The 22,009-nt window shown below is 71.4% G+C and carries 21 protein-coding genes and 1 rRNA gene; 17 read left to right on the top strand and 5 right to left on the bottom strand.

Features of this window, described 5'->3' with window-relative positions; all coding sequences use genetic code 11:
- Positions 1–186: 186 nt before the first annotated feature.
- The 12 genes from rrf to LEL83_RS09435 all read left to right on the top strand — a co-directional run bounded on the left by rrf (position 187) and on the right by LEL83_RS09435 (position 11,290).
- Positions 187–303, top strand: a 5S ribosomal RNA gene (gene rrf / locus LEL83_RS09490).
- Positions 304–442: 139 nt separating this feature from the next.
- Positions 443–1,495: a hypothetical protein gene (locus LEL83_RS09485; protein WP_225558635.1), complete on the top strand. Its 1,053-nt coding sequence runs from the start codon at positions 443–445 to the stop codon at positions 1,493–1,495.
- Positions 1,486–2,334, top strand: coding sequence for a tetratricopeptide repeat protein (locus LEL83_RS09480; protein ID WP_225558634.1), 849 nt, complete (start codon positions 1,486–1,488; stop codon positions 2,332–2,334). The genes LEL83_RS09485 and LEL83_RS09480 overlap by 10 nt, the downstream gene beginning before the upstream one ends.
- Complete coding sequence (locus tag LEL83_RS09475; RefSeq protein ID WP_225558633.1) at positions 2,291–3,337, top strand: HAD-IIA family hydrolase; 1,047 nt, start codon at positions 2,291–2,293, stop codon at positions 3,335–3,337. Before LEL83_RS09480 ends, LEL83_RS09475 begins: the two co-directional genes overlap by 44 nt.
- Positions 3,338–3,347: 10 nt before the next feature.
- Positions 3,348–3,515, top strand: coding sequence for a hypothetical protein (locus tag LEL83_RS09470; RefSeq protein WP_198656774.1), 168 nt, complete (start codon positions 3,348–3,350; stop codon positions 3,513–3,515).
- Positions 3,508–4,341, top strand: a complete 834-nt coding sequence (locus LEL83_RS09465) for a TlyA family RNA methyltransferase (RefSeq protein ID WP_225558632.1) — start codon at positions 3,508–3,510, stop codon at positions 4,339–4,341. Before LEL83_RS09470 ends, LEL83_RS09465 begins: the two co-directional genes overlap by 8 nt.
- Positions 4,338–5,261 carry an NAD kinase gene (locus LEL83_RS09460; RefSeq protein WP_198656772.1) on the top strand — a complete coding sequence of 308 codons (924 nt, stop codon included), beginning with the start codon at positions 4,338–4,340 and terminating at the stop codon, positions 5,259–5,261. The genes LEL83_RS09465 and LEL83_RS09460 overlap by 4 nt, the downstream gene beginning before the upstream one ends.
- Positions 5,262–5,358: 97 nt before the next feature.
- On the top strand, positions 5,359–7,053 hold the full coding sequence (recN, locus tag LEL83_RS09455; RefSeq protein WP_225558631.1) for a DNA repair protein RecN: 1,695 nt from the start codon (positions 5,359–5,361) through the stop codon (positions 7,051–7,053).
- Between the two features lie 200 nt (positions 7,054–7,253).
- Positions 7,254–8,969 (top strand): CTP synthase, encoded by a 1,716-nt coding sequence (pyrG, locus tag LEL83_RS09450; RefSeq protein WP_225558630.1) that lies wholly within the window; start codon positions 7,254–7,256, stop codon positions 8,967–8,969.
- Positions 8,970–9,069: 100 nt separating this feature from the next.
- The gene (locus tag LEL83_RS09445) at positions 9,070–9,645 is read left to right on the top strand and encodes an NUDIX domain-containing protein (RefSeq protein WP_225558629.1); all 576 of its coding nucleotides are present in this window, start codon (positions 9,070–9,072) and stop codon (positions 9,643–9,645) included.
- On the top strand, positions 9,642–10,241 hold the full coding sequence (locus LEL83_RS09440; protein ID WP_225558628.1) for a DUF1349 domain-containing protein: 600 nt from the start codon (positions 9,642–9,644) through the stop codon (positions 10,239–10,241). The genes LEL83_RS09445 and LEL83_RS09440 overlap by 4 nt, the downstream gene beginning before the upstream one ends.
- A gap of 38 nt (positions 10,242–10,279) precedes the next feature.
- Entirely contained in the window at positions 10,280–11,290 is a 1,011-nt protein-coding gene (locus tag LEL83_RS09435) for a site-specific tyrosine recombinase XerD (RefSeq protein WP_225558627.1), read from the top strand.
- A 94-nt stretch (positions 11,291–11,384) separates the two neighbouring features.
- Here LEL83_RS09435 and LEL83_RS09430 read toward each other — a convergent pair whose 3' ends face one another.
- Both LEL83_RS09430 and LEL83_RS09425 read right to left on the bottom strand, forming a co-directional pair.
- Positions 11,385–11,831 (bottom strand): DUF2510 domain-containing protein, encoded by a 447-nt coding sequence (locus tag LEL83_RS09430; protein ID WP_225558626.1) that lies wholly within the window; start codon positions 11,829–11,831, stop codon positions 11,385–11,387.
- Positions 11,832–11,959: 128 nt separating this feature from the next.
- Complete coding sequence (locus tag LEL83_RS09425; RefSeq protein WP_263867381.1) at positions 11,960–12,991, bottom strand: LLM class flavin-dependent oxidoreductase; 1,032 nt, start codon at positions 12,989–12,991, stop codon at positions 11,960–11,962.
- Positions 12,992–13,047: 56 nt separating this feature from the next.
- On the opposite strand from LEL83_RS09425, the gene LEL83_RS09420 reads away from it, so the two are divergent.
- Together LEL83_RS09420 and LEL83_RS09415 are read left to right on the top strand one after the other, a co-directional pair.
- Positions 13,048–13,380: a TraR/DksA family transcriptional regulator gene (locus tag LEL83_RS09420; protein WP_198656768.1), complete on the top strand. Its 333-nt coding sequence runs from the start codon at positions 13,048–13,050 to the stop codon at positions 13,378–13,380.
- A gap of 68 nt (positions 13,381–13,448) precedes the next feature.
- Complete coding sequence (locus LEL83_RS09415; protein WP_225558625.1) at positions 13,449–13,961, top strand: TIGR02611 family protein; 513 nt, start codon at positions 13,449–13,451, stop codon at positions 13,959–13,961.
- Positions 13,962–14,088: 127 nt separating this feature from the next.
- On the opposite strand, the gene LEL83_RS09410 is transcribed toward LEL83_RS09415, so the two are convergent.
- On the bottom strand, positions 14,089–15,342 hold the full coding sequence (locus LEL83_RS09410; RefSeq protein WP_225558624.1) for an MFS transporter: 1,254 nt from the start codon (positions 15,340–15,342) through the stop codon (positions 14,089–14,091).
- Positions 15,343–15,445: 103 nt separating this feature from the next.
- On the opposite strand from LEL83_RS09410, the gene LEL83_RS09405 reads away from it, so the two are divergent.
- A complete protein-coding gene (locus tag LEL83_RS09405) occupies positions 15,446–15,811 on the top strand; it encodes an ArsR/SmtB family transcription factor (RefSeq protein ID WP_225558623.1) in 366 nt (121 codons plus the stop codon).
- Between the two features lie 23 nt (positions 15,812–15,834).
- Positions 15,835–17,394, top strand: a complete 1,560-nt coding sequence (locus LEL83_RS09400) for a DUF7059 domain-containing protein (protein ID WP_225558622.1) — start codon at positions 15,835–15,837, stop codon at positions 17,392–17,394.
- Between the two features lie 3 nt (positions 17,395–17,397).
- Here LEL83_RS09400 and LEL83_RS09395 read toward each other — a convergent pair whose 3' ends face one another.
- Entirely contained in the window at positions 17,398–18,261 is an 864-nt protein-coding gene (locus tag LEL83_RS09395) for an NAD-dependent epimerase/dehydratase family protein (protein WP_225558621.1), read from the bottom strand.
- Between the two features lie 120 nt (positions 18,262–18,381).
- On the bottom strand, positions 18,382–18,984 hold the full coding sequence (locus LEL83_RS09390) for a TetR/AcrR family transcriptional regulator (protein WP_225558620.1): 603 nt from the start codon (positions 18,982–18,984) through the stop codon (positions 18,382–18,384).
- Positions 18,985–19,129: 145 nt separating this feature from the next.
- Between LEL83_RS09390 and LEL83_RS09385 the strand changes: the two genes are divergently transcribed.
- On the top strand, positions 19,130–21,613 hold the full coding sequence (locus tag LEL83_RS09385) for a beta-glucosidase (RefSeq protein WP_225558619.1): 2,484 nt from the start codon (positions 19,130–19,132) through the stop codon (positions 21,611–21,613).
- Positions 21,614–22,009 lie beyond the last annotated feature (396 nt).

Genomic DNA, 22,009 nt, shown 5'->3' with positions numbered 1-22,009 from the left:
ACCGGTACTAATAAGCCGAAGACTTGATAACACACTGATTTCCCGCACCTTGTGTGCGGGGCTCGCGTCCACTTTGTGGTTCCCGACAGACGATCGGGAATCAAACTGAATACACCGCTCCACCCACCTCGTGTGGGTGGTAGCCGGGACAGCTTTGAGACCAAGCATCATCATGGTCGAGAGTGTTCCGGTGGTCATAGCGAGAGGGAAACGCCCGGTCACATTCCGAACCCGGAAGCTAAGCCTCTCAGCGCCGATGGTACTGCAAGGGGGACCTTGTGGGAGAGTAGGACGCCGCCGGACTTAACGTAAGAAAGATGTGGCCATCGGCCCTCCATCGAGAACTCGCAGGGGAAACCCGCGTTCTCGGTCGGGGCCGGTGGCCATTTCTGGTTTCTGGATGCCGCTCGACGCCGGCTCCGGTTCGTGATGGACTGGAGTGGTGGCGCCGGTGCGACCGACACACAACACAACGACACAGCGGACGAACGCTCGAGCCATCGCTCGGGCACGCGATGAGGAGCAACGGTGGCGAACGACGACGATCAGCGGCGGAACGACGGCGACCGCGGAGATCGACCACGGCGCGACGGCGATCGGTTCCCCCGTCGCGACGGAGCTCCGCGTCGCGATGGACAAGGCAGCGGACGCTGGTCGTCCGGGCCGCGTGACTTCGAACGCCGCGAAGGCGAACGTCGTGATCGTCCGCAGGGTGGCCGTCCGAGCCGGGACGGCGATGCACGTCGCGACAGTGCTCCGCGTCGCGATGGGGATCGCCCTTTCCGGTCCTCGGGTGATCGGAACGATCGGCCCTCGTGGCAGCGTGACCGTGGCGACTCCGGTCGTCCGCCGCGCGGGGACGGGCCCCGCGGTGACGCGCGTCCGCGCCGCGACGGGGATCGTCCGTACCGTGGTGGTTCTGACCGTCCGGTTCGTGATGGGGACCGTCCCTTCCGCGGTGGTTCCGACCGTCCCTTCCGTGGTGGTTCTGACCGTCCGGCTCGTGATGGGGATCGTCCGTACCGTGGTGGTTCTGACCGTCCGGCTCGTGATGGTGATCGTCCGTACCGCAGTGGTTCTGACCGTCCGGCTCGTGATGGGGATCGTCCGTACCGTGGGGGTTCTGATCGTCCGAGCCGCGACGGGGATCGACCGTACCGTGGGGGTTCCGACCGTCCGGCTCGTGACGGGGATCGTCCGTACCGCGGTGGTTCCGACCGTCCGCGTCGTGACGGCGATCGCCCCGCTCGCGGTGGCTCGGACCGACCATTCCGCGGCGGCTCCGACCGCCCGCGCCGTGACGGAGGAGAGGAGCGTCGCCGCTTCGGTGACGGCACCCGCCACGCCGGTGCTCGCTTCGGCGAGGCTGCCCGCGACGACTGGGAGGACCGCGACCCCTACGGCACGAAGTCGATCCGCCCGCGCCACGACGACCCGGAGATCCCCGAGGAGATCCAGGCGCGTGACCTCGACCCGGCGGCGCGCATGGAGCTGAAGACCCTCAGCAAGGACAACGCGGACTGGGTCGCCCGACACCTGGTGGCTGCTGCGCTGTTCGTCGACGACGACCCGGAGACGGCGAACCAGCACGCCCTGAGCGCCGCCCGCCGTGCGGGCCGCGTCGGCGTCGTCCGCGAGACCGCCGCGATCACCGCGTACCGACTCGGTGACTTCGCGACGGCGCTGCGCGAGCTCCGCACCTACCGACGGATCTCGGGTCGCAACGACCAGCTGCCGATGATGGTGGACTGCGAGCGCGGGCTCGGTCGGCCGGAGCGGGCGCTGGAACTCGGCCGTTCGGTGGAGCGGTCCGCGCTCGAGACGCCGGTGCAGGTCGAACTCGCCATCGCCATGTCCGGTGCGCGCCTCGACCTCGGGAATCCCACAGCTGCCCTCGGCGAGCTGGAGATTCCACAGCTCGACCCGTCGACGGCCTACACGTGGTCGCCGGCGCTCTACAGTGCTTACGCGGCAACGCTCGAGGAGCTCGGTCGTCAGGACGAGGCCGACGAGTGGTGGGCCCGTGTCGACCGTGCGGCAGCGGCGCTGGCCGAGATCGCGGACGAGAACGCTTGGGAGACAGTTGATGTGGTCGAGGAAACGCTCGAAGCCGAAGAACACGGAGACGCCGGAGACGACGGCGCCGATGACCGCAGGGCCGACGGTGGCTCGGCCGACGAGCTCGGCGACACAGCCGACGCCGTCGATGACGAGCCAGTCGTCGATGACGAGCCAGCCCTCGACGACCTCGACGACGACACCTCCGCAGCCGACGAGCCCGGCGAGATCGATGACGACAACCCCCGGGACATCGACGGCTCCGCAGCCGGCTGAGACCCCGTCGGCACCGATCGACGGCGTCGACGTGGTCCTCACCGACCTCGACGGCGTCGTCTACCGGGGCCGCAACGCGATCCCGCACGCAGTCGACTCCCTGACGCGGGCCTCGCGCACGGCGCGCGTCGGGTACATCACGAACAACGCCTCACGGCGGCCGGTCGACGTCGCCGAGCACCTCGAGGGCTACGGGCTCGAGGTGTCCGAGGGCGATGTCGTCACGTCGTCGCAGGCCGGCGTGCAACTGCTCGCGACCCTGGTGCCGGCCGGTTCGACCGTGCTGGTGACGGGCGGGCTCGGCCTGTCGAGCATCGTCGAGGCCGCGGGGTTCACGGTGACGGCCAGTGCTGATGATGCGCCGGCGGCGGTCATCCAGGGGTTCTCGCCGGACCTCGGGTGGACGGAGCTGGCCGAGGCCTCGTTCGCGCTGGCCGACCCGGACGTGCCGTGGGTGGCCACGAACATGGACTGGTCGATCCCGGTCGAGCGCGGCATCGCACCCGGCAACGGCACGCTCGTGTCCGCGGTGCACCAGGCCGTCGGTCGGATGCCCGTGGTGGCGGGCAAGCCCGAACGCCCGATCTTCGACACCGCGATCGAGCGGTTCGGCGGCGGCCGCACGCTCTTCATCGGCGACCGGCTCGACACCGACATCAAGGGCGCGAACGACGCCGGCATCCCCAGCGTGCTCGTGCTCACCGGCATCGACCAGGCGAAGCAGGTCCTCGCGGCCGACCAGCGCTCGCGTCCGTCGTTCGTGCTCGAGGACCTGCGCGGGCTGTCCGAGCCGTACCCGGTGACGGTGCGGCGTGAGGACCCGGACGGCACCCGGTACGCGACGGTCGGGACCGCCACCGTGGCGATGCGCGGGCACGTCGTGCGGGTGCTCGACGCGGGTTCGGCCATCGACCGGCTGCGCGCCGGATCGACGATCATCTGGGAGTCGGGCCTGGCGATCTACGGCCTCGACGTCGACCCGCAGCTCTACGGCGGCGAGTAGCGTGGCGGGCGTGCCAGACCCCGAGCAGTCGACCGCAGGACCGGACCAGCCGGACACCTTCGCCGCACGCACCGACGCGGCCGAGGGCCTGCCGCTCGGCGAGCGTGCCGATGCCTTCTCGGCGCTCCACGACGAGCTGCGGACGCGGCTCGAGAGCGGTGGCTCCGCGAGTGCCTGAACCGGACGGAGCCGTGCCCGACGCGACGCCGGTCCGGCTGGACGTGCTCCTGGCCGCCCGTGGGCTGGCCCGGTCGCGGGGCGTTGCCACGAGACTGATCCACGACGGCCGGGTCACGGTCGACGGGCGTGCGGTGGTGAAGCCGTCGACGCCGACCGCCCCCTCGGCGGACATCGTCGTCGACGCCGAGGACGAATGGGTCTCGCGTGCGGCACGCAAGCTCGTCGGTGCCCTCGACGCGTTCGCGGTCGACCCCACCGACCGTGTCGTGCTCGACGTCGGAGCGAGCACCGGTGGCTTCACCCAGGTGCTGCTCGCACGGGGAGCGCGCCGGGTCGTCGCGCTCGACGTCGGGCACGGGCAGCTGCACCCGACGGTCGCGCTCGACGAACGGGTCGCCGTGGTCGAGGGGACGAACGCGCGGAACCTGACCCGGTCGGACTACCTGGCCCTCGATCCGGCTGCGAGCGAGACGAGCCTGGTGGTGGGGGACCTGTCGTTCATCTCGCTCCGGCTCGTCCTGCCGGCCCTGGCCGAGGCCGTCCTGGCCGACGACTTCGTCCTGCTGGTCAAGCCGCAGTTCGAGGTCGGACGCGGCGGCGTCCGCGAGGGGATCGTGCACGACCCCGGGCTGCGGAACGACGCCCTCATGAACGTCCTCTGGGCAGCGTGGGACCTCGGTCTCGGCACCACAGGCCTGGCGGCGTCACCGATCGTCGGGACCCACGGCAACCACGAGTACCTCGCCCGCTTCCAGCGCGGTGTCGGGGGCAATCCGACAGAATGGAGAGTCCGGGCGACCGAACTCACGGAAGGGTCTTCATGAGCGACGAACGGCACATCCTGCTCGTGTCCCACACGGGCCGCCGTGACTCGATCGACGCTGCGGTCGAGGTGTGCGACCTGCTGCACGCGGCCGGGGTCACGCCCGTGATGCCGTTCGACGAGTACGCCGACATCCGGCGGGCCGAGGCGTCGGTCGGCAAGGTCGACATCCTCGGCGTCGACGTCCAGGCCGCCCAGCTCGAGATCGTCATCGTGCTCGGCGGCGACGGGACGATCCTGCGAGCGGCCGAACTCGCACGGAACACCGGTGCCCCGCTGATCGGCGTGAACCTGGGCCACGTCGGGTTCCTGGCGGAGAGCGAGCGCGACGGGTTGGCGGAGACCGTCGAGCGTGCCCTGTCCGGCGAGTACAACGTCGAAGAGCGCGTCACCCTGCAGGTCGACGTCGTCGTCGGCAACCAGATCGTCTACTCGAGCTGGGCGCTCAACGAGGCCACCATCGAGAAGGCCTCGCGCGAGCGGATGCTCGAGGTCGTGACGGAGGTCGACGGCCGCCCGCTGTCGTCGTTCGGGTGCGACGGCGTCGTCGTGTCCACACCGACCGGCTCGACGGCGTACTCGTTCTCGGGCGGCGGTCCCATCGTGTGGCCGGACGTCGACGCCCTGCTCATGGTGCCGCTCAGCGCCCACGCGCTGTTCTCACGACCGATCGTGGTCGGGCCCGACTGCACCCTGGCGATCGAGGTGCTCCGGCGCACGAGCGGCGTCGGGGTGCTGTGGTGCGACGGACGACGAACCCACGACCTGCCGCCGGGAGCCCGCGTCGAGGTCCGGCGCTCGCCCGACCCGGTGCGCGTCGCACGGCTCAAGGACGCCCCGTTCACCGACCGACTGGTCGCGAAGTTCCAGCTGCCCGTCGCCGGGTGGCGTGGCCCCCAGACCGACGAGGACGACCTGTGACCGGCGTGGGACGGCGCATCAGCAGCGGCATCGACGTGCGAGCCGCGCTCGTCGCCGCGACGACCTGCTCGCAGCGACCGGTCGAGGGAGGTCGAGCATGATCGAGGAGATCGCGATCCGCGACCTCGGCGTGATCGGCGAGACCACGCTCGAGCTCGGGCCCGGCTTCACGGTCGTCACCGGCGAGACCGGTGCGGGCAAGACCATGATCGTCACGGCGCTCGGCCTGCTGCTCGGCGCTCGCGCGGACGCCGGCTCGGTGCGTCGCGGCGCCACGAGCGCGGTCGTCGAGGGCCGGTGGCACGTGCCCGAGCAGGCAGCGGTCGCCGAGCGCGTCGAGGACGCGGGTGGCGCCGTCGAGGACGGCGAACTCATCCTGACCCGCACGGTCTCCGCCGAGGGGCGCAGCCGCGCGACGGTCGGCGGACGCAGCGCTCCGGTCGCGGTGCTCGGGGAGCTCTCCGACCAGCTCGTGACGGTGCACGGTCAGTCCGACCAGATCCGCCTGACCTCGGCCACGGCGCAGCGCGCTGCCCTCGACGGGTTCGGCGGTGCCGCGCTCGAGAAGGCCCTCGCCCGGTACGTGGCGGCCTACGACGCCTGGCAGCAGCACGCCGGCGAACTCGAGACCCTGGTGCGCGACCGCGACGACCGCGTCGCCGAGGCCGAACGGATCCGGGCGGCCTCCGACGAGATCGAGGCGGCCGACCCGCAGCCGGGCGAGGACGTCGAGCTGGCGGAACGGGCCGAGCGGCTCGGCAACCTCGAGGAGCTCCGGCTGTCCGCGGCCCTGGCGCACGAGGCGCTGTCGAGCGAGTCGCTGGACGGCGTCTCCGACGTGGTCGGCCTGGTCGAGTCCGCCCGTCGAGCGGTCGAGCGCGTCGTCTCCTCCGACGCCGCGCTGCAGCCGGTGCTCGAGCAGCTCACGGAGCTCGGGATCCAGGCGGCCGAGGCCTCGGCGAGCATCTCCAGCTACCTCGGCTCGCTGGAGCCCGAGGCCGGGCACGACCTCGAACTCATCAACGAGCGCCGCGCCCTGCTGGCGGGCCTCACCCGCAAGTACGGCGAGACCGTCGACGACGTCATCGCGTACGGGCAGCGTGCGAGCGACCGACTCCTCGAGCTCGACGGCGACGACGACCGGATCACGGCCCTGCAGCAGGCGGTCGAACAGGACGAACAGGCGCTGTGGTCCGCCGGCGCCACGCTGACCGCGGCGCGCACCAAGGCCGCCGCCGACCTGGCGAAGCGCGTGACCGCCGAGCTGAAAACCCTGGCCATGGGCGGCGCGACGCTCGTCGTCGAGGTCACCGATGCGGGGGAGTACCGCCGGCACGGCCGGGACCAGGTGACGATCCTGCTCCAGCCGCACTCCGGCACCGACCCGCGTCCGATCGGCAAGGGTGCCTCGGGCGGTGAGCTGTCGCGGGTGATGCTCGCGATCGAGGTCGTCATGGCGGGCAGCACGACGGTGCCGACGTTCGTCTTCGACGAGGTCGACGCGGGCGTGGGTGGCGCGGCGGCGATCGAGATCGGACGACGCCTGGCGAAGCTGGCCGAGCGCACGCAGGTCATCGTCGTGACGCACCTGGCGCAGGTGGCGGCGTTCGCGAACAACCACCTCAACGTCGTGAAGGACGCTAGCGGGGCGGTGACCTCGTCGAGCGTGCGACGGCTCGAGGGCGAGGACCGCCTGCAGGAGATGGCCCGGTTGCTCTCGGGGCTCGGGGACAGCGCCAGCGGCATCGAGCACGCCCGCGAGCTGCTCGACGTGGCCGGCCAGCGGACGTGACCACGGGGCCGCACACGACCACGGCCCCCGGAGCGGCCGGAGCCCCGGCGGCGCCGGTGCCCGGTGGCGCCGGCGACCCACCCGCGCACCACGCGGTCCCGGGCGCGACCACGGCCTGAGGAGCCGGCCACCCACCCGCGCAACGCCCGTGGCGAATCGAGGTCGCGCCTCCCGGCAGTTCTGACGTACGATGGAATCCCGTGGCGGACACTCTCAGCGGCGGTACCAATTCTTCGATCTCGACCCCGAAGGTGACGAAGCAGATCTTCGTGACCGGCGGGGTCGTCTCGTCTCTCGGCAAGGGCCTGACGGCGGCCAGCCTCGGCAACCTGCTCACGGCTCGCGGCCTCAAGGTCGTCATGCAGAAGCTCGACCCGTACCTCAACGTGGACCCGGGCACCATGAACCCGTTCCAGCACGGCGAGGTCTTCGTGACCGACGACGGTGCGGAGACGGACCTGGACATCGGGCACTACGAGCGCTTCCTCGACATCAACCTGTCGCAGGCCGCGAACGTCACGACCGGTCAGGTGTACTCGACGGTCATCGCCAAGGAGCGTCGTGGCGAGTACCTCGGCGACACCGTGCAGGTCATCCCGCACATCACCGACGAGATCAAGCGCCGGATGCGTGAGCAGGCCCAGAGCGACCCGCAGCCCGACGTCATCATCACCGAGGTCGGTGGCACGGTCGGTGACATCGAGTCGCAGCCGTTCATCGAGTCGGCACGTCAGGTGCGGCACGAGCTCGGCCGCAACAACGTGTTCTTCGTGCACGTCTCGCTGGTGCCGTTCATGAACGCGTCGGGCGAGCAGAAGACCAAGCCGACGCAGCACTCCGTCGCCGCGCTCCGCTCGATCGGCATCCAGCCCGACGCCCTCGTGCTCCGCTCCGACCGTCCGGTGTCGGAGTCGAACAAGCGCAAGATCGCCCTGATGTGCGACGTGGACGAGGACGCCGTGGTGAACGCGGTGGACGTCCCCTCGATCTACGACCTGCCGACGCTGCTCAACAACCAGGGCCTCGACCAGGTCATCGTCGACGCGCTCAAGCTCGACGCGGGCACGGTCGACTGGACAGCGTGGACCCCGGTCCTGCGTGCCGTGCACGAGCCGAAGAAGCACGTCACCATCGCGCTGGTCGGCAAGTACATCGACCTGCCGGACGCCTACCTGTCGGTCACCGAGGCCCTCCGTGCGGGTGGCTTCGCCCACGACGCCAAGGTCACGCTGAAGTGGGTCGTGTCCGACGACTGCACCACGCCCGAGGGCGCGGCGAAGCAGCTCGGCGACGTCGACGGCATCTGCATCCCCGGCGGGTTCGGCGTGCGCGGCATCGAGGGCAAGCTCGGCGCGCTGCGGTTCGCGCGTGAGCAGGGCATCCCGACGCTCGGCCTGTGCCTCGGCCTGCAGTGCATGGTCATCGAGTACGCGCGGCACGAGGCCGGCCTGACCGACGCGTCGAGCACCGAGTTCGACCCGGAGACCTCGACCCCGGTCATCGCGACCATGGCCGAGCAGGTCGACATCATCGCCGGGGGCGACCTGGGCGGCACGATGCGCCTGGGCCTGTACCCGGCGTCGTTCAGCGAGGGCTCGCTGGCGGCGGAGCTGTACGGTGCGCCGGAGGCCTCCGAGCGGCACCGTCACCGCTACGAGGTGAACAACACGTACCGCCAGCAGATCGCCGACGCCGGCCTGGTGTTCTCGGGCACCTCGCCCGACGGCACGCTGGTGGAGTACGTCGAGCTGCCGCGCGAGGTGCACCCGTTCTACATCGCCACGCAGGCGCACCCGGAGCTGCGCTCGCGTCCGACCGACGCGCACCCGCTGTTCGCGGGGCTCGTCGCCGCCGCGATCGAGCGCCACGAGGCGTCGAGCCTGTTCGACCCGGAGACCGAGGAGCAGGTCGCGTAAGCGCAGGGTCCCCACGCTCGGACGGGAGGCGCGGTGCCAGCTGGCACCGCGCCTCCCGTCCGTCGGTCGTCGCGTCAGGGGCGCGTGCTTGGATGGTGCCGTGACTGACGCACCGATCGCTGACGAGTCCGCCTCCTTCGAGGTCACCGAATCCATCGTCGTGTACGAGGGCGCCGTCTGGGACGTGCGCCGCGACACCGTCGCCTACAACGGCGACTCGATGGTCCGCGAGTACATCGACCACACCGGCGCCGTCGCCGTGTACGCCGAGGACGACGAGGGCCGGGTGCTGGTCATCCAGCAGTACCGGCACCCGGTCCGGCTGCGCGACTGGGAGCTGCCCGCCGGGCTGCTCGACATGGAGGGCGAGGACCACCTGACCGCCGCGAAGCGCGAGCTGGGCGAGGAAGCCGACCTCGAGGCCGACACGTGGGAGCCGCTGGTGCGGTACAACACCTCGTCCGGCGGGAGCGACGAGTTCATCCAGATCTACCGCGCCCGCGGGGTGCGGTCGACCGAGTCGGCGTTCGAGCGTGAGGCCGAGGAAGCCGACATCGTGACGCGGTGGGTGCCGCGTGCGGAGCTGCTCGAGGGGATCCTGGGCGGTCGGCTCAACAACTCGGCCCTCGTCGTCGCGACGCTCGCGGTGGAGGCCATCGAACAGCGCGGCAAGTGAGCGGGTCCGCGGTCGAAGGTCTGCGCGACCTGGTCGCCACGGGCTCCTGGACGCACGAGCCGCAGGCCGCCGGGTTCGACGGCGACGTGTTCCGCGTCACCGCGGTCGAGGGCAGCGATGCCTGGCGGACCACCTCGTACGGGTTCGTGCACGACTCCGAGCACGCGCTGCTGCGGCCGACGGACGGGCCGTTCTCGGTCGAGGTGTCGTTCGTCCTCGACTACGCCGAGCAGTTCGACCAGGCCGGGGTGTTCCTGCGCGTCGACGAGCGGAACTGGGTCAAGGCCGGCGTCGAGTTCTCGGACGGATCGCCGCAGCTCGGTGCCGTGGTCACGCGCGACGTCTCGGACTGGTCGGTGGCTCCCGTGCCGGAGTGGGCCGGACGGGTCGTCACGGTCCGCGCGAGCCGGGACGGCGACGCGGTGACCGTGCGAGCGTGGGCGGACGGCGAGGAGCCCCGGCTGGTCCGGGTCGCCTACCTCGATCCGGAGGCCGTCGTGTCGGCCGGGCTGCTGTGCGCCGGGCCGACGCGGGCGGGGCTCACCGTGTCCTTCACGGGGTTCCGCGTGGACAGGCCGGACGAGGCGTTGCACTGACGGGCGGGCGGCCCCGCGCCGGTTAGCCTGCTGACGTGATGACGCTCGACCGTGCCGTGGAGACCTACCTGCGGCACGTCGCGATCGAGCGCGGGCTGTCGCAGCACACGTTGTCCGCGTACCGGCGTGACCTCACGGTGTTCGCCGACTGGCTCGCCACCGCGCCGGTGACCGAGTCGGACGGTGCCGATCGAGCCGGCGGTGCCTCGGTGCTGCAGGACCTCGCCCGGCTGGCGCGTGCGGATGTCTCGGGCTTCGTCACGCACCTCGCGACCCGGGCGGAAGGTGCCCTCGCCCCGCGGTCCATCGCGCGCATGCTCAGTTCGGTGCGCTCGTTCACGGCCTTCGCCGCGGGCGAGGGCTGGTTGCCGCTCGACCCCGGCACCGCGGTCCGGCCGCCGAAGGCTCCGATGCGGCTGCCGAAGGCGATCTCGGTCGAGGACATGGAGCGGCTGCTCGGCGCGGTCTCCGCCGACGCCGACGACCCGGTGCAGCTCCGGGACCGGGCGTTGCTCGAGCTGCTCTACGCCACCGGCGCTCGGATCTCCGAGGCGGTCGGGCTGTCCGTCGACGACGTGACGACGCTGTCCGACGCCGCTGCTGATGTATCCGGTCCGGGCCCCGGTGCGGACGGGCTGGCCGTCGTGAAGGTCACCGGCAAGGGGAACAAGCAGCGGATCGTGCCGCTCGGCAGCTTCGCCCGGGCTGCGATCGACGCCTACCTGGTGCGGGCGCGGCCGGTGTTCGCCGCTCGGGGGCCGTCGACGCCGGCGCTGTTCCTCGGTGCCCGTGGGGCCCGGTTGTCCCGCCAGAGCGCCTGGCTCGTGATCCAGGCCGCCGCTGCTGCCGCCGACCTGGAGGCGCACGTGTCACCGCACACCTTCCGGCACTCCTTCGCGACGCACCTGCTCGAGGGCGGCGCTGACGTGCGGGTCGTGCAGGAGCTGCTCGGGCACGCGAGCGTCGCGACGACGCAGATCTACACGATGGTGACGGCGGACATGCTGCGGGACGTGTACCAGACGGCGCACCCGCGGGCGCGGCGGTAGGGCGGGGGCGTCGCGTTCGCGCGGTGCCGTGCTTCGTGAGCAGGAAAGGTCGAGTCGTGCGGTGCACCCGACCATCGGCGCTCACGACGTGTGATCAGAAGAGGTGGAACTGCCCCGACGCGGCGATGATCGCCGTGGTGACCGCGATGACGACGGCGCTCGCCGCCGCACTCCTGGCGACGACCGCCCACGGACCGACCACGCCCGGCCGAGCGACACCAAGGACGCCCGCCGCCAGGGCCAGCAGGCTCGTGACGCCCCAGGGGTTGACCACGAGCGACACCACGGCGAGCAGCACCGCGATGACCGTGAGCACGCAGAGGCGCCGATCACTCGTGTCTCCTGACGACCACGCGTCCGCCCGCAGCGGCACGGTCTGCACGGAGAACGACGGTCCCGCCGGTGCGACGGCCATCGGCACGACAGCCTCGACGCGGGCCGCCGGGACCCGTGTCTCGTCCCCCCAGGTGCGCCCGTCCCACCAGCGCAGACGATCGGCGTTCTGCGGGTCCGGGAACCAGCCTGCGGCCGGCAGTGTCACGGGGACTCCTCGGGGTGCGGTGGACGGTGCTCGTCGAGGCTACGGTCGCGACGGCTGCCGTCCCAGTCCCAGGGCGGGTGTCAGCACAAAGGAGGACTCACCCTTCCGACTCCGACTCCGCCGCCGCGTCAGGCGGGCACCGGCGCGGCGTCGACCTCGGTGAAGACGTCCTTCACGGCGGCGAGCAACCGGGCGTTGAAGTCCACGCCGAGCTGGTTCGGCACGGTGACGAGCACGGTGTCGGCAGCACGGACGGCCTGGTCCGCCGCGAGCTCCGCGACGAGCTGCTCGGGCTCACCGATGTACGAGCGGCCGAACCGGGCGAGTCCGCCGTCCAGATGCCCGACCTGGTCCTGGCCCTCGACCTGCGCACGGACGCCGAAGTAGTGCCGCGACTCGTCGTCGACGATCGGGATGATGCTGCGCGACACGGAGACGCGCGGCTCACGGCCCCAGCCCATGGTCTCCCAGGTGCTGCGGAAGCGTTCGATCTGCTCGGCCTGCAGCTGGTCGAAGGGCACGCCGGTGTCCTCCGTCAGCAGGGTCGACGACATCAGGTTCATGCCCTGCTCGGCGGTCCACTCGGCCGTGGCACGCGTGCCGGCACCCCACCAGATGCGGTCGCCGAGGGAGTCGGAGAGCGGGGAGATCGGCAGCGACCCGACCGACCCCGTCATCTGCGGGTTGGCGTTCGCCATCGGCTCGCCGGCGATCGCGCGACGGAACACGTCGGTGTGGGCCCGGGCCATGTCGCCGCCGTTCTCGTCGGAGGCGTCGGGCACGTAGCCGAACTGCTGGTACCCGGCGAGGGCGGTCTCGGGTGATCCCCGCGAGACGCCGAGCTGCAGTCGGCCGCCGGAGATGAGGTCGGTGGCGGCTGCCTCTTCGGCCATGTAGAGCGGGTTCTCGTAGCGCATGTCGATCACGCCGGTGCCGATCTCGATCCGGCTGGTCTTCGCGGCGATGGCGGAGAGCAGCGGGAACGGGGCAGCCTGCTGCGGGGCGAAGTGGTGCACGCGGAAGTAGGCGCCGTCGACGCCGGCTTCCTCGGCGGCGACCGCGAGGTCGATCGCCTGCACCAGGGCCTCCCGCCCACTGCGCACCTTCGACCCCGGCACGTCACGCCAGTGTCCGAACGACAGGAACCCGATCTTCGTCATGTCGATGCGAACGCATCCGGCGTCGGTCGCATTCCGCCGCGACTACCGTGGCCCACATGGAGGACCCCCGCCCCGCGCTCGACAGCGAACGCGCCCGCAACGAACGCCTGCTGCTCCAGGTCGAGCGGAGCATGCGCGACGTCAGTGATGCGCGGCAGGACGCGAACTCCGACGACGAGCACGACCCCGAGGGCGCGACCCTGGCCTGGGAGCGCGGGTCACTCGGTGCCGTCCGTGACGACGCCCGGCGGCGGATCGAGCAGGTCGACGCCGCGCTGGCGCGGCTCGACGCGGGCACCTACGGACGCTGCACGGTCGGCGGCGAGCCCGTCCCGGAGGCCCGCCTGGCCGCCGTCCCGTGGGCCGCGACGTGCGTCGCCCACGCGTGACGGGCCTCCAGGCCGACGAAGCGTGACCGACGGGAGGCGCGGCTCGGCCCCGCCACGCGCCTGCCGGCATGCGCACCGCGCGTCCACCGCTCGCGCCGCTGTTTCCCAGCCACGCGCCCTACGTTTTCGACATGGACGCCGACCCGAACGCCGGACCTGCCGAGCCGCAGGTCGACGGTCAGCAGCGCCAGCGCTTCCAGTGGTTCCACCGCCTGCGCACCTGGATTCACGCGCGGCCGCACGTCCACCTGCTCTACAAGGTGCTGGTCGGTCTGGTGGGCGGGCTGGTCGTCATCATCGGGCTGATCCTGGTACCGCTTCCGGGCCCGGGTTGGCTCGTGGTCTTCATCGGCCTCACGGTGCTGGCGAGCGAGTTCCACTTCTTCCACAGGATCATCACGTGGCTCCGGGCGCAGCTGCACCGCTTCTGGGACTGGGCCAAGCGGCACGGACCGAAGCGTCTGCGCGATGCCGCGGACCGGGGCAAGGCCGACGTCGATGCTGCGCACACCGGGGCGGCGCGGACGGTCGGCGTGCGTGCGCGCGCTCGCGGTGCGAACTCGGCGCGACCGGGCCACTGAGTCGGGCCGCCGCGTTCGGCACCGTGCGGTCCTGGTCGCCGCGTGCGAGGTTAAAGGCTCCGTGCGGCGCTGCAGGCTCGCACCGCGCGATCAACTTCGCACCGGATGGGCATCGCCGCACCGTGCGCTATTCGGCGGCGACCCGGATCGAGCCGGTCGCGGTGCGCTCGATGATCTCGGCCGCACGTTCCTCGACCTCGGCGGTGTCTTTCGACGACAGCTGTAGCACGAGGGCGACCACCGCGGCGAGCACGATGAAGCCGCCGTACCCGGCGATGACCGGGACGAGACCGACCGAGGGTTCGAGCAGGCCGCCGATGACCGAGGGCACCCCGAACGCCAGGTAGCTGACGACGTAGATCGTGGAGAGCAGCCCGGCGCGGTGGGTCGGGGCGGCGGTGGCGAGCAGCATCCGGAGCGGCGCCTGGAACCCTGCGCCGAAGCCGACACCGGCGATCGCGCTGCCGACGACCATGCCCGGCAGGGAGTGCGCGAACACGAACGACACGGTGACGATCGGCCCGAGCACGAGCGCGACGAGCCCGAGCAGGACCGCTCGACGAGTGTCCATCCGCTGGATCGCCAGGCCGGTCAGGGCGCCGACACCGGTGACCACGGCGATGAGCGCACCGGCGGCGAAGTGGTTGGTGATGCCGAACACCGTGCCGAGCGCCGAGGGGACGAGCGACAGGAACATGCCGCCGAGGGCCCAGCTGGCGACGAGCGACCCGGCGACGCCGCGGAACAGCCGGCGTGAGGACCGCGGCACGCTGATCGTCGGGCGCAGGGACCGGAGTGCACCGGGACGACGCTGCACCTGCTCGGGGACGACGAACAATGCGAGCACCAGCAGTACGAGGAGCGCGCCGAACAGCAGGTAGACGAGCTGCTCCGGCGCCGGACCCCACTGCACCAGCGCGCCGCTCGACATCGCGCCGGTGGCCAGGGCAATCGGCGGGATGACGCCGTTCAGCACGCCGGCCATGGTGGGGTGGCGTTCGAGGGAGTTGTCGATGAGGGCCGCACCGAGGGCTCCGATGAGCAGCCCGACCGAGACACCCTGCACGATCCGGTCGACGATGAGCGCGACGACCCCGTCCGCCATCGCGAACAGGCCGAGCGAGAGCGCGACACCCAGGCCGCCGACGACCAGCACGGGCTTGCGGCCGACGTGGTCGGACAGGCGACCCGCGACGAGCAAGCTCGCCAGCAGGCCGGCGACGTAGATGGCGAAGACCCCGGTGAGCATGAGCGGGGTGAGGTGCCACTCGGCTGCGTAGACCGGGTAGATGGGTGACGGCACGGCCGACGACGCGACCGAGACCAGGAGCATCGCCGCCAGTATCCAGAACCCGGCGACCGAACGAGCTGACTGGTGCATGCGCACCCCTTTCCACCTCCGTGCAGTACGACTGCATTCGTACCGCACTCGAACAGTACGACGCAAGTCGTACAGCAAGTCGAACGGTGGTAGCGTCCCGTCCATGCCCGCGCACGTCGATGCTCCCGAACGGCTGCCGCAGCCGTCCGTGGCCGAGATGGACCTCCCGGTCGTGATGGACGCCCTGAGTGATCCGATCCGGCTCGCGATCCTGCACCGCTACCTGGTCGACGCGGCCGGGGGTGAGCGCAGCTGCGGCTGGGTCGGCATCGACCGCCCGAAGTCCACGCTGACCCACCACTTCCGGGTCCTGCGCGAGGCCGGTCTGCTCGAGCAACACCTCGAGGGCCTGACCCGCGTCAGCCGCGTCCGCGTCGAGGACGTGCAGCAGCGGTTCCCCGGGCTCCTCGACCTGGTCCTCGACTGGCGGGTCCCCGCGGCCCTGCTGCGCGAGGGGATCGCCTCGTGAGCGCCGGCGTGGACACTGTGCACATGCTTCCGTCGATCGTCGCGGACCCCGCCGTCACCACGGCGCTCGCCGCGGACCTGACGTCGGCCGGCTTCACCGTCGACCGGCTCGACTCCCTGTGGGGTGCCGAGGCCGCCGCATCGCTGCACCGCGGTTCGCGGGTCGCCGCGCTCCGTGCGCTCGCCGCCCGCGAGACCACGCCGCTCGGCACCCTGGCGACGCTGTTCGTACTCGGCCTGCCGGTGGCGGGGGCCGAGGCTGTGGCGGCGTTCCCGACCGCCGGACTCGACGCCGTCATCGCCGCGGGCCTGCTGCGCAGCGAAGGCGAAGGCGACGGAAACGCCGCCGACGCGCTGGTCCGCCCCACCGTCGACCTGCGCCCCTACGCCTTCGTCGACGACCTCGGCGCCGGGAGCTGGTGGATCGTCTCCGACCTCGGCGAGCTCGCCCTCGGGCACGCCATCAGTGAGGAGCACGTGCTCGGCATCGGCGGCGCCACCACCACGCTGAGCGGTTTGCAGGTGCCTGTCCCGGTCGAGCGGGTGCTCGACCTCGGCACCGGATGCGGCATCCAGGCCATGCACGCACGGCGGTTCGCCGACCGCGTGGTCGCCACCGACATCTCGCGCCGTGCCCTCGACATCGCTCGCTTCAACGCCCAGCTCAACGGCATCGACGGCATCGACTTCCGGTTCGGCTCACTGTTCGAGCCGGTCGCGGGGGAGCGCTTCGACCGGATCGTCTCGAACCCGCCCTTCGTCATCACGCCCCGTCGCGAGGGCGTCCCGTCGTACGAGTACCGCGACGGCGGCATGGTCGGCGACGCCCTGGTCGAGACGGTCCTGCGCGGCCTGTCCGAGCACCTGGAGCCCGGTGGGACGGCGCAGCTCCTCGGCAACTGGGAGTACCACTGGGGCGTCGACGGCCTGGACCGCGTGCGCGCCTGGTTCGCCGACACGGACCTCGACGTGTGGGTGATCGAGCGCGAGCGGCAGGACCCGACGTCCTACGCGGAGACCTGGATCCGCGACGGCGGGACGAAGCCTGGCACGGCCGAGTACGACGCCCTGATGGGCGCCTGGCTCGACGACTTCGCGGACCGCCGCGTCACCGGGGTCGGCTTCGGCTACGTCGTGGTGCGTCGCGCCCTGCCGGGAGGCCCGTCCGCCCTCCGCCGCTTCGAGCGCGTCCCCGAGACGCTCGGCTCCAACCCCGCGGGGCTCGGCGCGACGGTCGCCCGCGTCCTCGACGCCGCCGCCTGGCTGGCAGCGCACGACGACGCGGCGCTCGCCGCCGCCCACCTGGCGGTGGCCGGCGACGTCACCGAGGAGCGGTACTACTGGCCCGGCAACGACGACCCCACCGTGATGACCCTGGTGCAGGGCGGCGGGCTCGGACGCCGGGTGGACGCCGACACCGCACTCGCGGCCTTCGTCGGTGCGTGCGACGGCGACCTGTCCGTCGCGGCGATCATCGGCGCCCTGGCCCAGATCACCGGTGTGGACGAGCAGGCGCTCGCCGCCGACCTGCTGCCGGCGGCGCGCGACCTGGTGCTCGACGGGATGCTGCTGCCGACGAGCTGACGCTCAGGCGCGGTGGTCGCGCCAGCTGTGCTCGGGGGCGTACCCGAGGAGCTCACGGGCCTTCTCCGACGACAGCAGCGAGCTGACGCCGTCGATGTCCGCACGACGCTCGATGTCCGGCACGTAGCGCTCGACGAGCTCGATGGTCGGGGTGTCCATCACGGTGTCGGGGCTCGCGATGACGAACGCCTCGAAGCCGGTCAGGTCCGCCTCGAGCGACTTGCGGACCGCCTGGGCGCCGTCGCGGGAGTCGATGTACGACCACAGGTTGAAGGTCTTCGCCTCCGGGGTGGCGTCCCACGGGAACGCGGGGTAGTCGGTCTCGTCCATGACGTTCGAGAACCGCAGGCCGATCATCTTCAGCTCCGGGTCCCAGCGCGTGAAGTGCCGGGCCATCTCTTCTTCGAGGGCCTTGCCGAGCGAGTACGACGACTGCGGGCGGACGGCGAACTCCTCGTCCACCGGCAGGTACGGCGGGTGGTGCTCGCCCATCGGGATGCCGAGCAGCGTCTCGCTCGACGCCCACACGACGTTCTTGATCTTCGCGGCACGCGCCGCGTGGAAGACGTTGATCGACGAGGTCACGTTGTTCGTGATGAGCGCGACGTCGGGGACCTGCCCGGGAGCCGGCACCGCGGCCAGGTGCACGACCGCGTCGACAGAGTCGTACCGGTCGTCGATGCCGAGCAGGGCGTTGAGGACCTGACCGTGATCGGTCAGGTCGATCCGGACGAAGGGCACCCGCTCGGGCTTGTCGGGCGAGGGGACCCGGTCGAGCAGGACCACGTCGTACCCGTGGGCATCGAGGTCGCGCACCACCGCTCGTCCGAGCTTGCCGCTGCCACCGGTCACCACTACACGCGTCATCGCGTCACTCCACATCGTCGTCGGAACACACCCTGGCGGGCACCGACCATCCTGCCCCGGTCGGCCTGACCCGACCAGGCCCTGTCCGTACCCCGCGGCGGCAGGCCCCGGCGGTCGGGCTCAGGAGATGGGGGTCGGGGCCGCCTGGGCGATGGCGAGCCGGGCGACGAGCTCGACGTGCTCGGCCATGTCGCGCGACGTGTCGTAGAGCCACTGGATCTGCATGCCGTCGGAGATCGCCAGGAGCACGCTCGCCAGCTGCTCCGGATCGACGTCGGGACGCAGACGACCGTCCTGCTGCATGACCCGGAAGTCCCGCGTGAAGTCCCCGCGGCTGCGTTCGTAGCGCTCGCGGAAGTACTCGTGCGCGGGGTGCTCGGGGTCCGTCGCGGCGGCGGCCGACAGGTTCACGAACATCTGCACCAGGCCGGGGACCTCGGTGTTGTGCCGGACGATGGCGGCCAGGAACGCGCCGGGGTCGGCCGCCGAGATCCCCCAGTCGTGGGCGAGGTCGACCTCGTCGCGGCGGCGGAGGATCTCGACCCAGAGGTCGTCCTTGGAGTCGAAGTAGTGCAGCAGGCCGGCCTGGGTGAGCCCGACGGCGTCGGCGATGTCCTTGATGCTCGTGCGCCGGAAGCCCCGTGCGGCGACGAGGTCGAGGGCGACCGTGAGGATCTCCCCACGCTTCGCGATGCCCTTCGCGTACGAACCCCGTCGTGTCATGGCGAGAGAGTACCGCTCCCGATGTGCTGAGAGAAACCGACCCAGGTTAGGTTTTCAGTGTTACCGTGAGGACGTCGCCGACGAGGGCGCATGCGCACGGTGCGTCGGCGACCCGGCTTCGGCTCTGGACGAGAGGACCGACCACGTGACCACCGTGAACGACGCGAGCACTGCCTCCAGTGCGGCGGCGACGCCGCTGACCGAGCGCATCGACGCGCTGCTGGACCAGCTGACCACCGACGAGAAGGTCCAGCTGCTGACCGGGCGCGACTTCTGGACGACCTGGCCGATCGAGAAGATCGGGCTGCGTCGCATCCTCATGTCCGACGGCCCCTCCGGCGTCCGTGGCGAGGTGTGGGACGAGCGCGATCCGTCGCTGAACCTGCCGTCCGCCACCGCTCTGTCGGCATCGTGGGACCGTGCGATCGCGAAGCGCTACGGCGCCGCCGCCGCGGTGGAGGCCCGTCGGAAGGGCGTCGACGTCGTGCTCGGCCCGACCATCAACCTGCACCGCTCGCCGCTGGGTGGCCGACACTTCGAGGCGTTCAGCGAGGACCCGGTGCTGACCGGCGACCTCGCTGCGTCGTACGTCGAGGGTGTGCAGGAGAACGGTGTCGCCGCGACGCCGAAGCACTACATCGCGAACGACTACGAGACCGACCGCTTCACCGCGTCGACCGAGGTGTCCGACCGGGCACTGCGTGAGCTGTACCTGCTCGCGTTCGAGAAGGCCGTGACCGAGGCGCACGCGTGGGCGATCATGTCCTCGTACAACGCGATCAACGGCGTGACCGCGTCGGAGCACGACCTGCTCGAGACCCCGCTCAGCTCGGAGTGGGGCTTCGACGGGATCGTCGTGTCGGACTGGACGGGCGTGCGCTCGGTGGACTCGGCGAAGGCGTCGCAGGACGTCGCGATGCCCGGACCGAACCTGTGGTGGAGTGAGGGTCCGCTGCTCGCCGCCGTGCAGGCCGGCGACGTGCCGATGGACGCGATCGACCGGAAGGTGCGTCGGATCCTGACGCTCGCCGCCCGGGTGGGTGCGCTCGAGGGCTTCGAGCCCGTCGCCGCGCAGCCCGTGCACGTCGAGGACGGTGTGGCCTTCGTCCGCGAGGCCGAGGCCGAGGGTGTCGTGCTCGTGCGCAACACCGGTGTCCTGCCGCTCGAGGCCCCCGGGGCCGCGCGCATCGCGGTCATCGGCCACAACGCCGACCAGGCGCGTTCGCAGGGCGGCGGCTCGGCCACCGTGGTGCCGTCGCACGTGGTGTCGCCGCTCGACGGCATCCGTTCGGCGTTCCCCGACGCGACCGTCGAGTACGCGATCGGCGCGGTCGTGCAGGAGGGCATCGCCGAGTTCCCGCTGTCGACGATCACGAACCCGGCGACGGGGGAGCCCGGTGCCCGGGTGGCGTTCGTCAAGGGCGGCGAGGAGCTGTACGTCGAGGACCGTCGTGCCACCGCGCTGTTCTGGTTCGGCGGCGACGCCCCGACCCGCGAGGCCGACCGGCTCGACATCACGACGACCTACACGGCGGAGTCGACCGGCACCGTCCGGATCGGCATCGGTGCCGCCGGCCGCTCGCGCATGTGGATCGACGACGAGCTCGTCCTCGACGAGGACGTACCGTACGAGGGCGACCAGCTCGGCGCCGCGTTCCTCAACCCGCCGGCACGCTCGGTGCCGGTGTCCGTGGAGGCCGGTCAGCAGGTCGCTGTCCGGATCGAGTACGACGTCGTCCAGGACGAGGCACTCGGCGGCGTGCTGGCCTACCAGTTCGGCACGGAGCCGAGCGACGAGGACCCGGCGGTCCTCATCGAGGAGGCCGTCCGCACCGCCACCGGCGCGGACGTCGCCGTGGTGGTCGTCGGCACGAACAGCAAGGTGGAGTCCGAGGGGTACGACCGGTCCTCGCTCGCGCTGCCCGGCCACCAGGACGACCTGGTCCGCGCCGTCGCCGCCGTGAACCCGAACACGGTCGTGGTCGTGAACGCCGGATCACCGGTGGAGATGCCGTGGCGGAACGACGTCGCCGCGGTGCTCCTCACGTGGTTCGGCGGCCAGGAGTACGGCAACGCCGTCGCCGACGTGCTCACCGGAGCGCGCGAGCCGGGTGGGCGCCTGCCGACCACGTGGCCGGTCGCGATGGCCGACGTCCCCGTGCTCGACGTCACCCCTACGGACGGCAAGGTGTCGTACGACGAGGGTGTGCACATCGGGTACCGGGCGTGGCTCCGTGCCGGGACCGAGCCGGCGTACCCGTTCGGGCACGGCCTCGGCTACACGACCTGGTCGATCGAGGGCGTCACCGCGACGCCGACGGTGCGCGAGGGTGATGCCGTCATCGTCACCGCGACCGTCGCGAACACCGGGGACCGGGCCGGCAAGCACGTCGTGCAGGTCTACGCCTCGCGCGCGGAGTCGGCCGTGGACCGTCCGGTCCGCTGGCTCGTCGGGTTCGCCCCGGTGCGCCTGGCCGCGGGGGAGTCGACCGAGGTGTCGATCGAGGTCCCGGCCCGGGCGTTCGCGCACTGGGACGGCTCGTGGCGGTACGAGCCCGGCACCTTCACGCTGCACGTCGGCGCGTCGGTCGCCGACGAGGCCGGCACGACGACCCTCGAACTGGAGTGACGCGTTCGTCCGGTTTCCGCGCAACGCTCGGTTTCATTCAGTAACATCGTCCTGCGCCAGTCGGCTGGTTACCGACGGCGCCCGCACCGACCATGGGGTCGCCGGGTGAGCGACTCGGTCTCCTGATCCGGCCGTTGTTGCCCCGGCCACCCCGGTGCGTCCAGAATGCGTCCCCGCGTCCGCGCGGGGGCGCATTCGTCGTTCCGCCCCCGATCGCCGGAGCATCGGGAGTGACTTTCTCCACGGTGGACGGAACGCGTGACCTTTGATCATGTTGTTCGTCCCGAACGCGCGGCTGCCTGTGACAAAACGTCGTCGAGGTGGAACGATGGGCGGACCATCTCGTGCGGATCAGGGACGAGATGGTCACCCGGCAGGACTCGTGAGCCTCACCAG

Source organism: Curtobacterium oceanosedimentum (assembly GCF_020297365.1).
GTDB lineage: Bacteria > Actinomycetota > Actinomycetes > Actinomycetales > Microbacteriaceae > Curtobacterium.
This window is presented reverse-complemented; position numbering and strand designations above follow the sequence as displayed.

Excerpts from the sequence above, each read along its gene's own strand:
- LEL83_RS09405 (WP_225558623.1), top strand. The coding sequence starts at position 15,446 with ATGCCCGCGCACGTCGATGCTCCCGAACGGCTGCCGCAGCCGTCCGTG.
- LEL83_RS09475 (WP_225558633.1), top strand. The coding sequence starts at position 2,291 with ATGACGACAACCCCCGGGACATCGACGGCTCCGCAGCCGGCTGAGACC.
- LEL83_RS09480 (WP_225558634.1), top strand. The coding sequence starts at position 1,486 with ATGGAGCTGAAGACCCTCAGCAAGGACAACGCGGACTGGGTCGCCCGA.
- LEL83_RS09460 (WP_198656772.1), top strand. The coding sequence starts at position 4,338 with ATGAGCGACGAACGGCACATCCTGCTCGTGTCCCACACGGGCCGCCGT.
- LEL83_RS09415 (WP_225558625.1), top strand. The coding sequence starts at position 13,449 with ATGCGCACCGCGCGTCCACCGCTCGCGCCGCTGTTTCCCAGCCACGCG.
- LEL83_RS09410 (WP_225558624.1), bottom strand. The coding sequence starts at position 15,342 with ATGCACCAGTCAGCTCGTTCGGTCGCCGGGTTCTGGATACTGGCGGCG.
- LEL83_RS09435 (WP_225558627.1), top strand. The coding sequence starts at position 10,280 with ATGACGCTCGACCGTGCCGTGGAGACCTACCTGCGGCACGTCGCGATC.
- recN (WP_225558631.1), top strand. The coding sequence starts at position 5,359 with ATGATCGAGGAGATCGCGATCCGCGACCTCGGCGTGATCGGCGAGACC.
- LEL83_RS09425 (WP_263867381.1), bottom strand. The coding sequence starts at position 12,991 with ATGACGAAGATCGGGTTCCTGTCGTTCGGACACTGGCGTGACGTGCCG.
- LEL83_RS09400 (WP_225558622.1), top strand. The coding sequence starts at position 15,835 with ATGCTTCCGTCGATCGTCGCGGACCCCGCCGTCACCACGGCGCTCGCC.
- LEL83_RS09390 (WP_225558620.1), bottom strand. The coding sequence starts at position 18,984 with ATGACACGACGGGGTTCGTACGCGAAGGGCATCGCGAAGCGTGGGGAG.
- LEL83_RS09395 (WP_225558621.1), bottom strand. The coding sequence starts at position 18,261 with ATGACGCGTGTAGTGGTGACCGGTGGCAGCGGCAAGCTCGGACGAGCG.
- LEL83_RS09420 (WP_198656768.1), top strand. The coding sequence starts at position 13,048 with ATGGAGGACCCCCGCCCCGCGCTCGACAGCGAACGCGCCCGCAACGAA.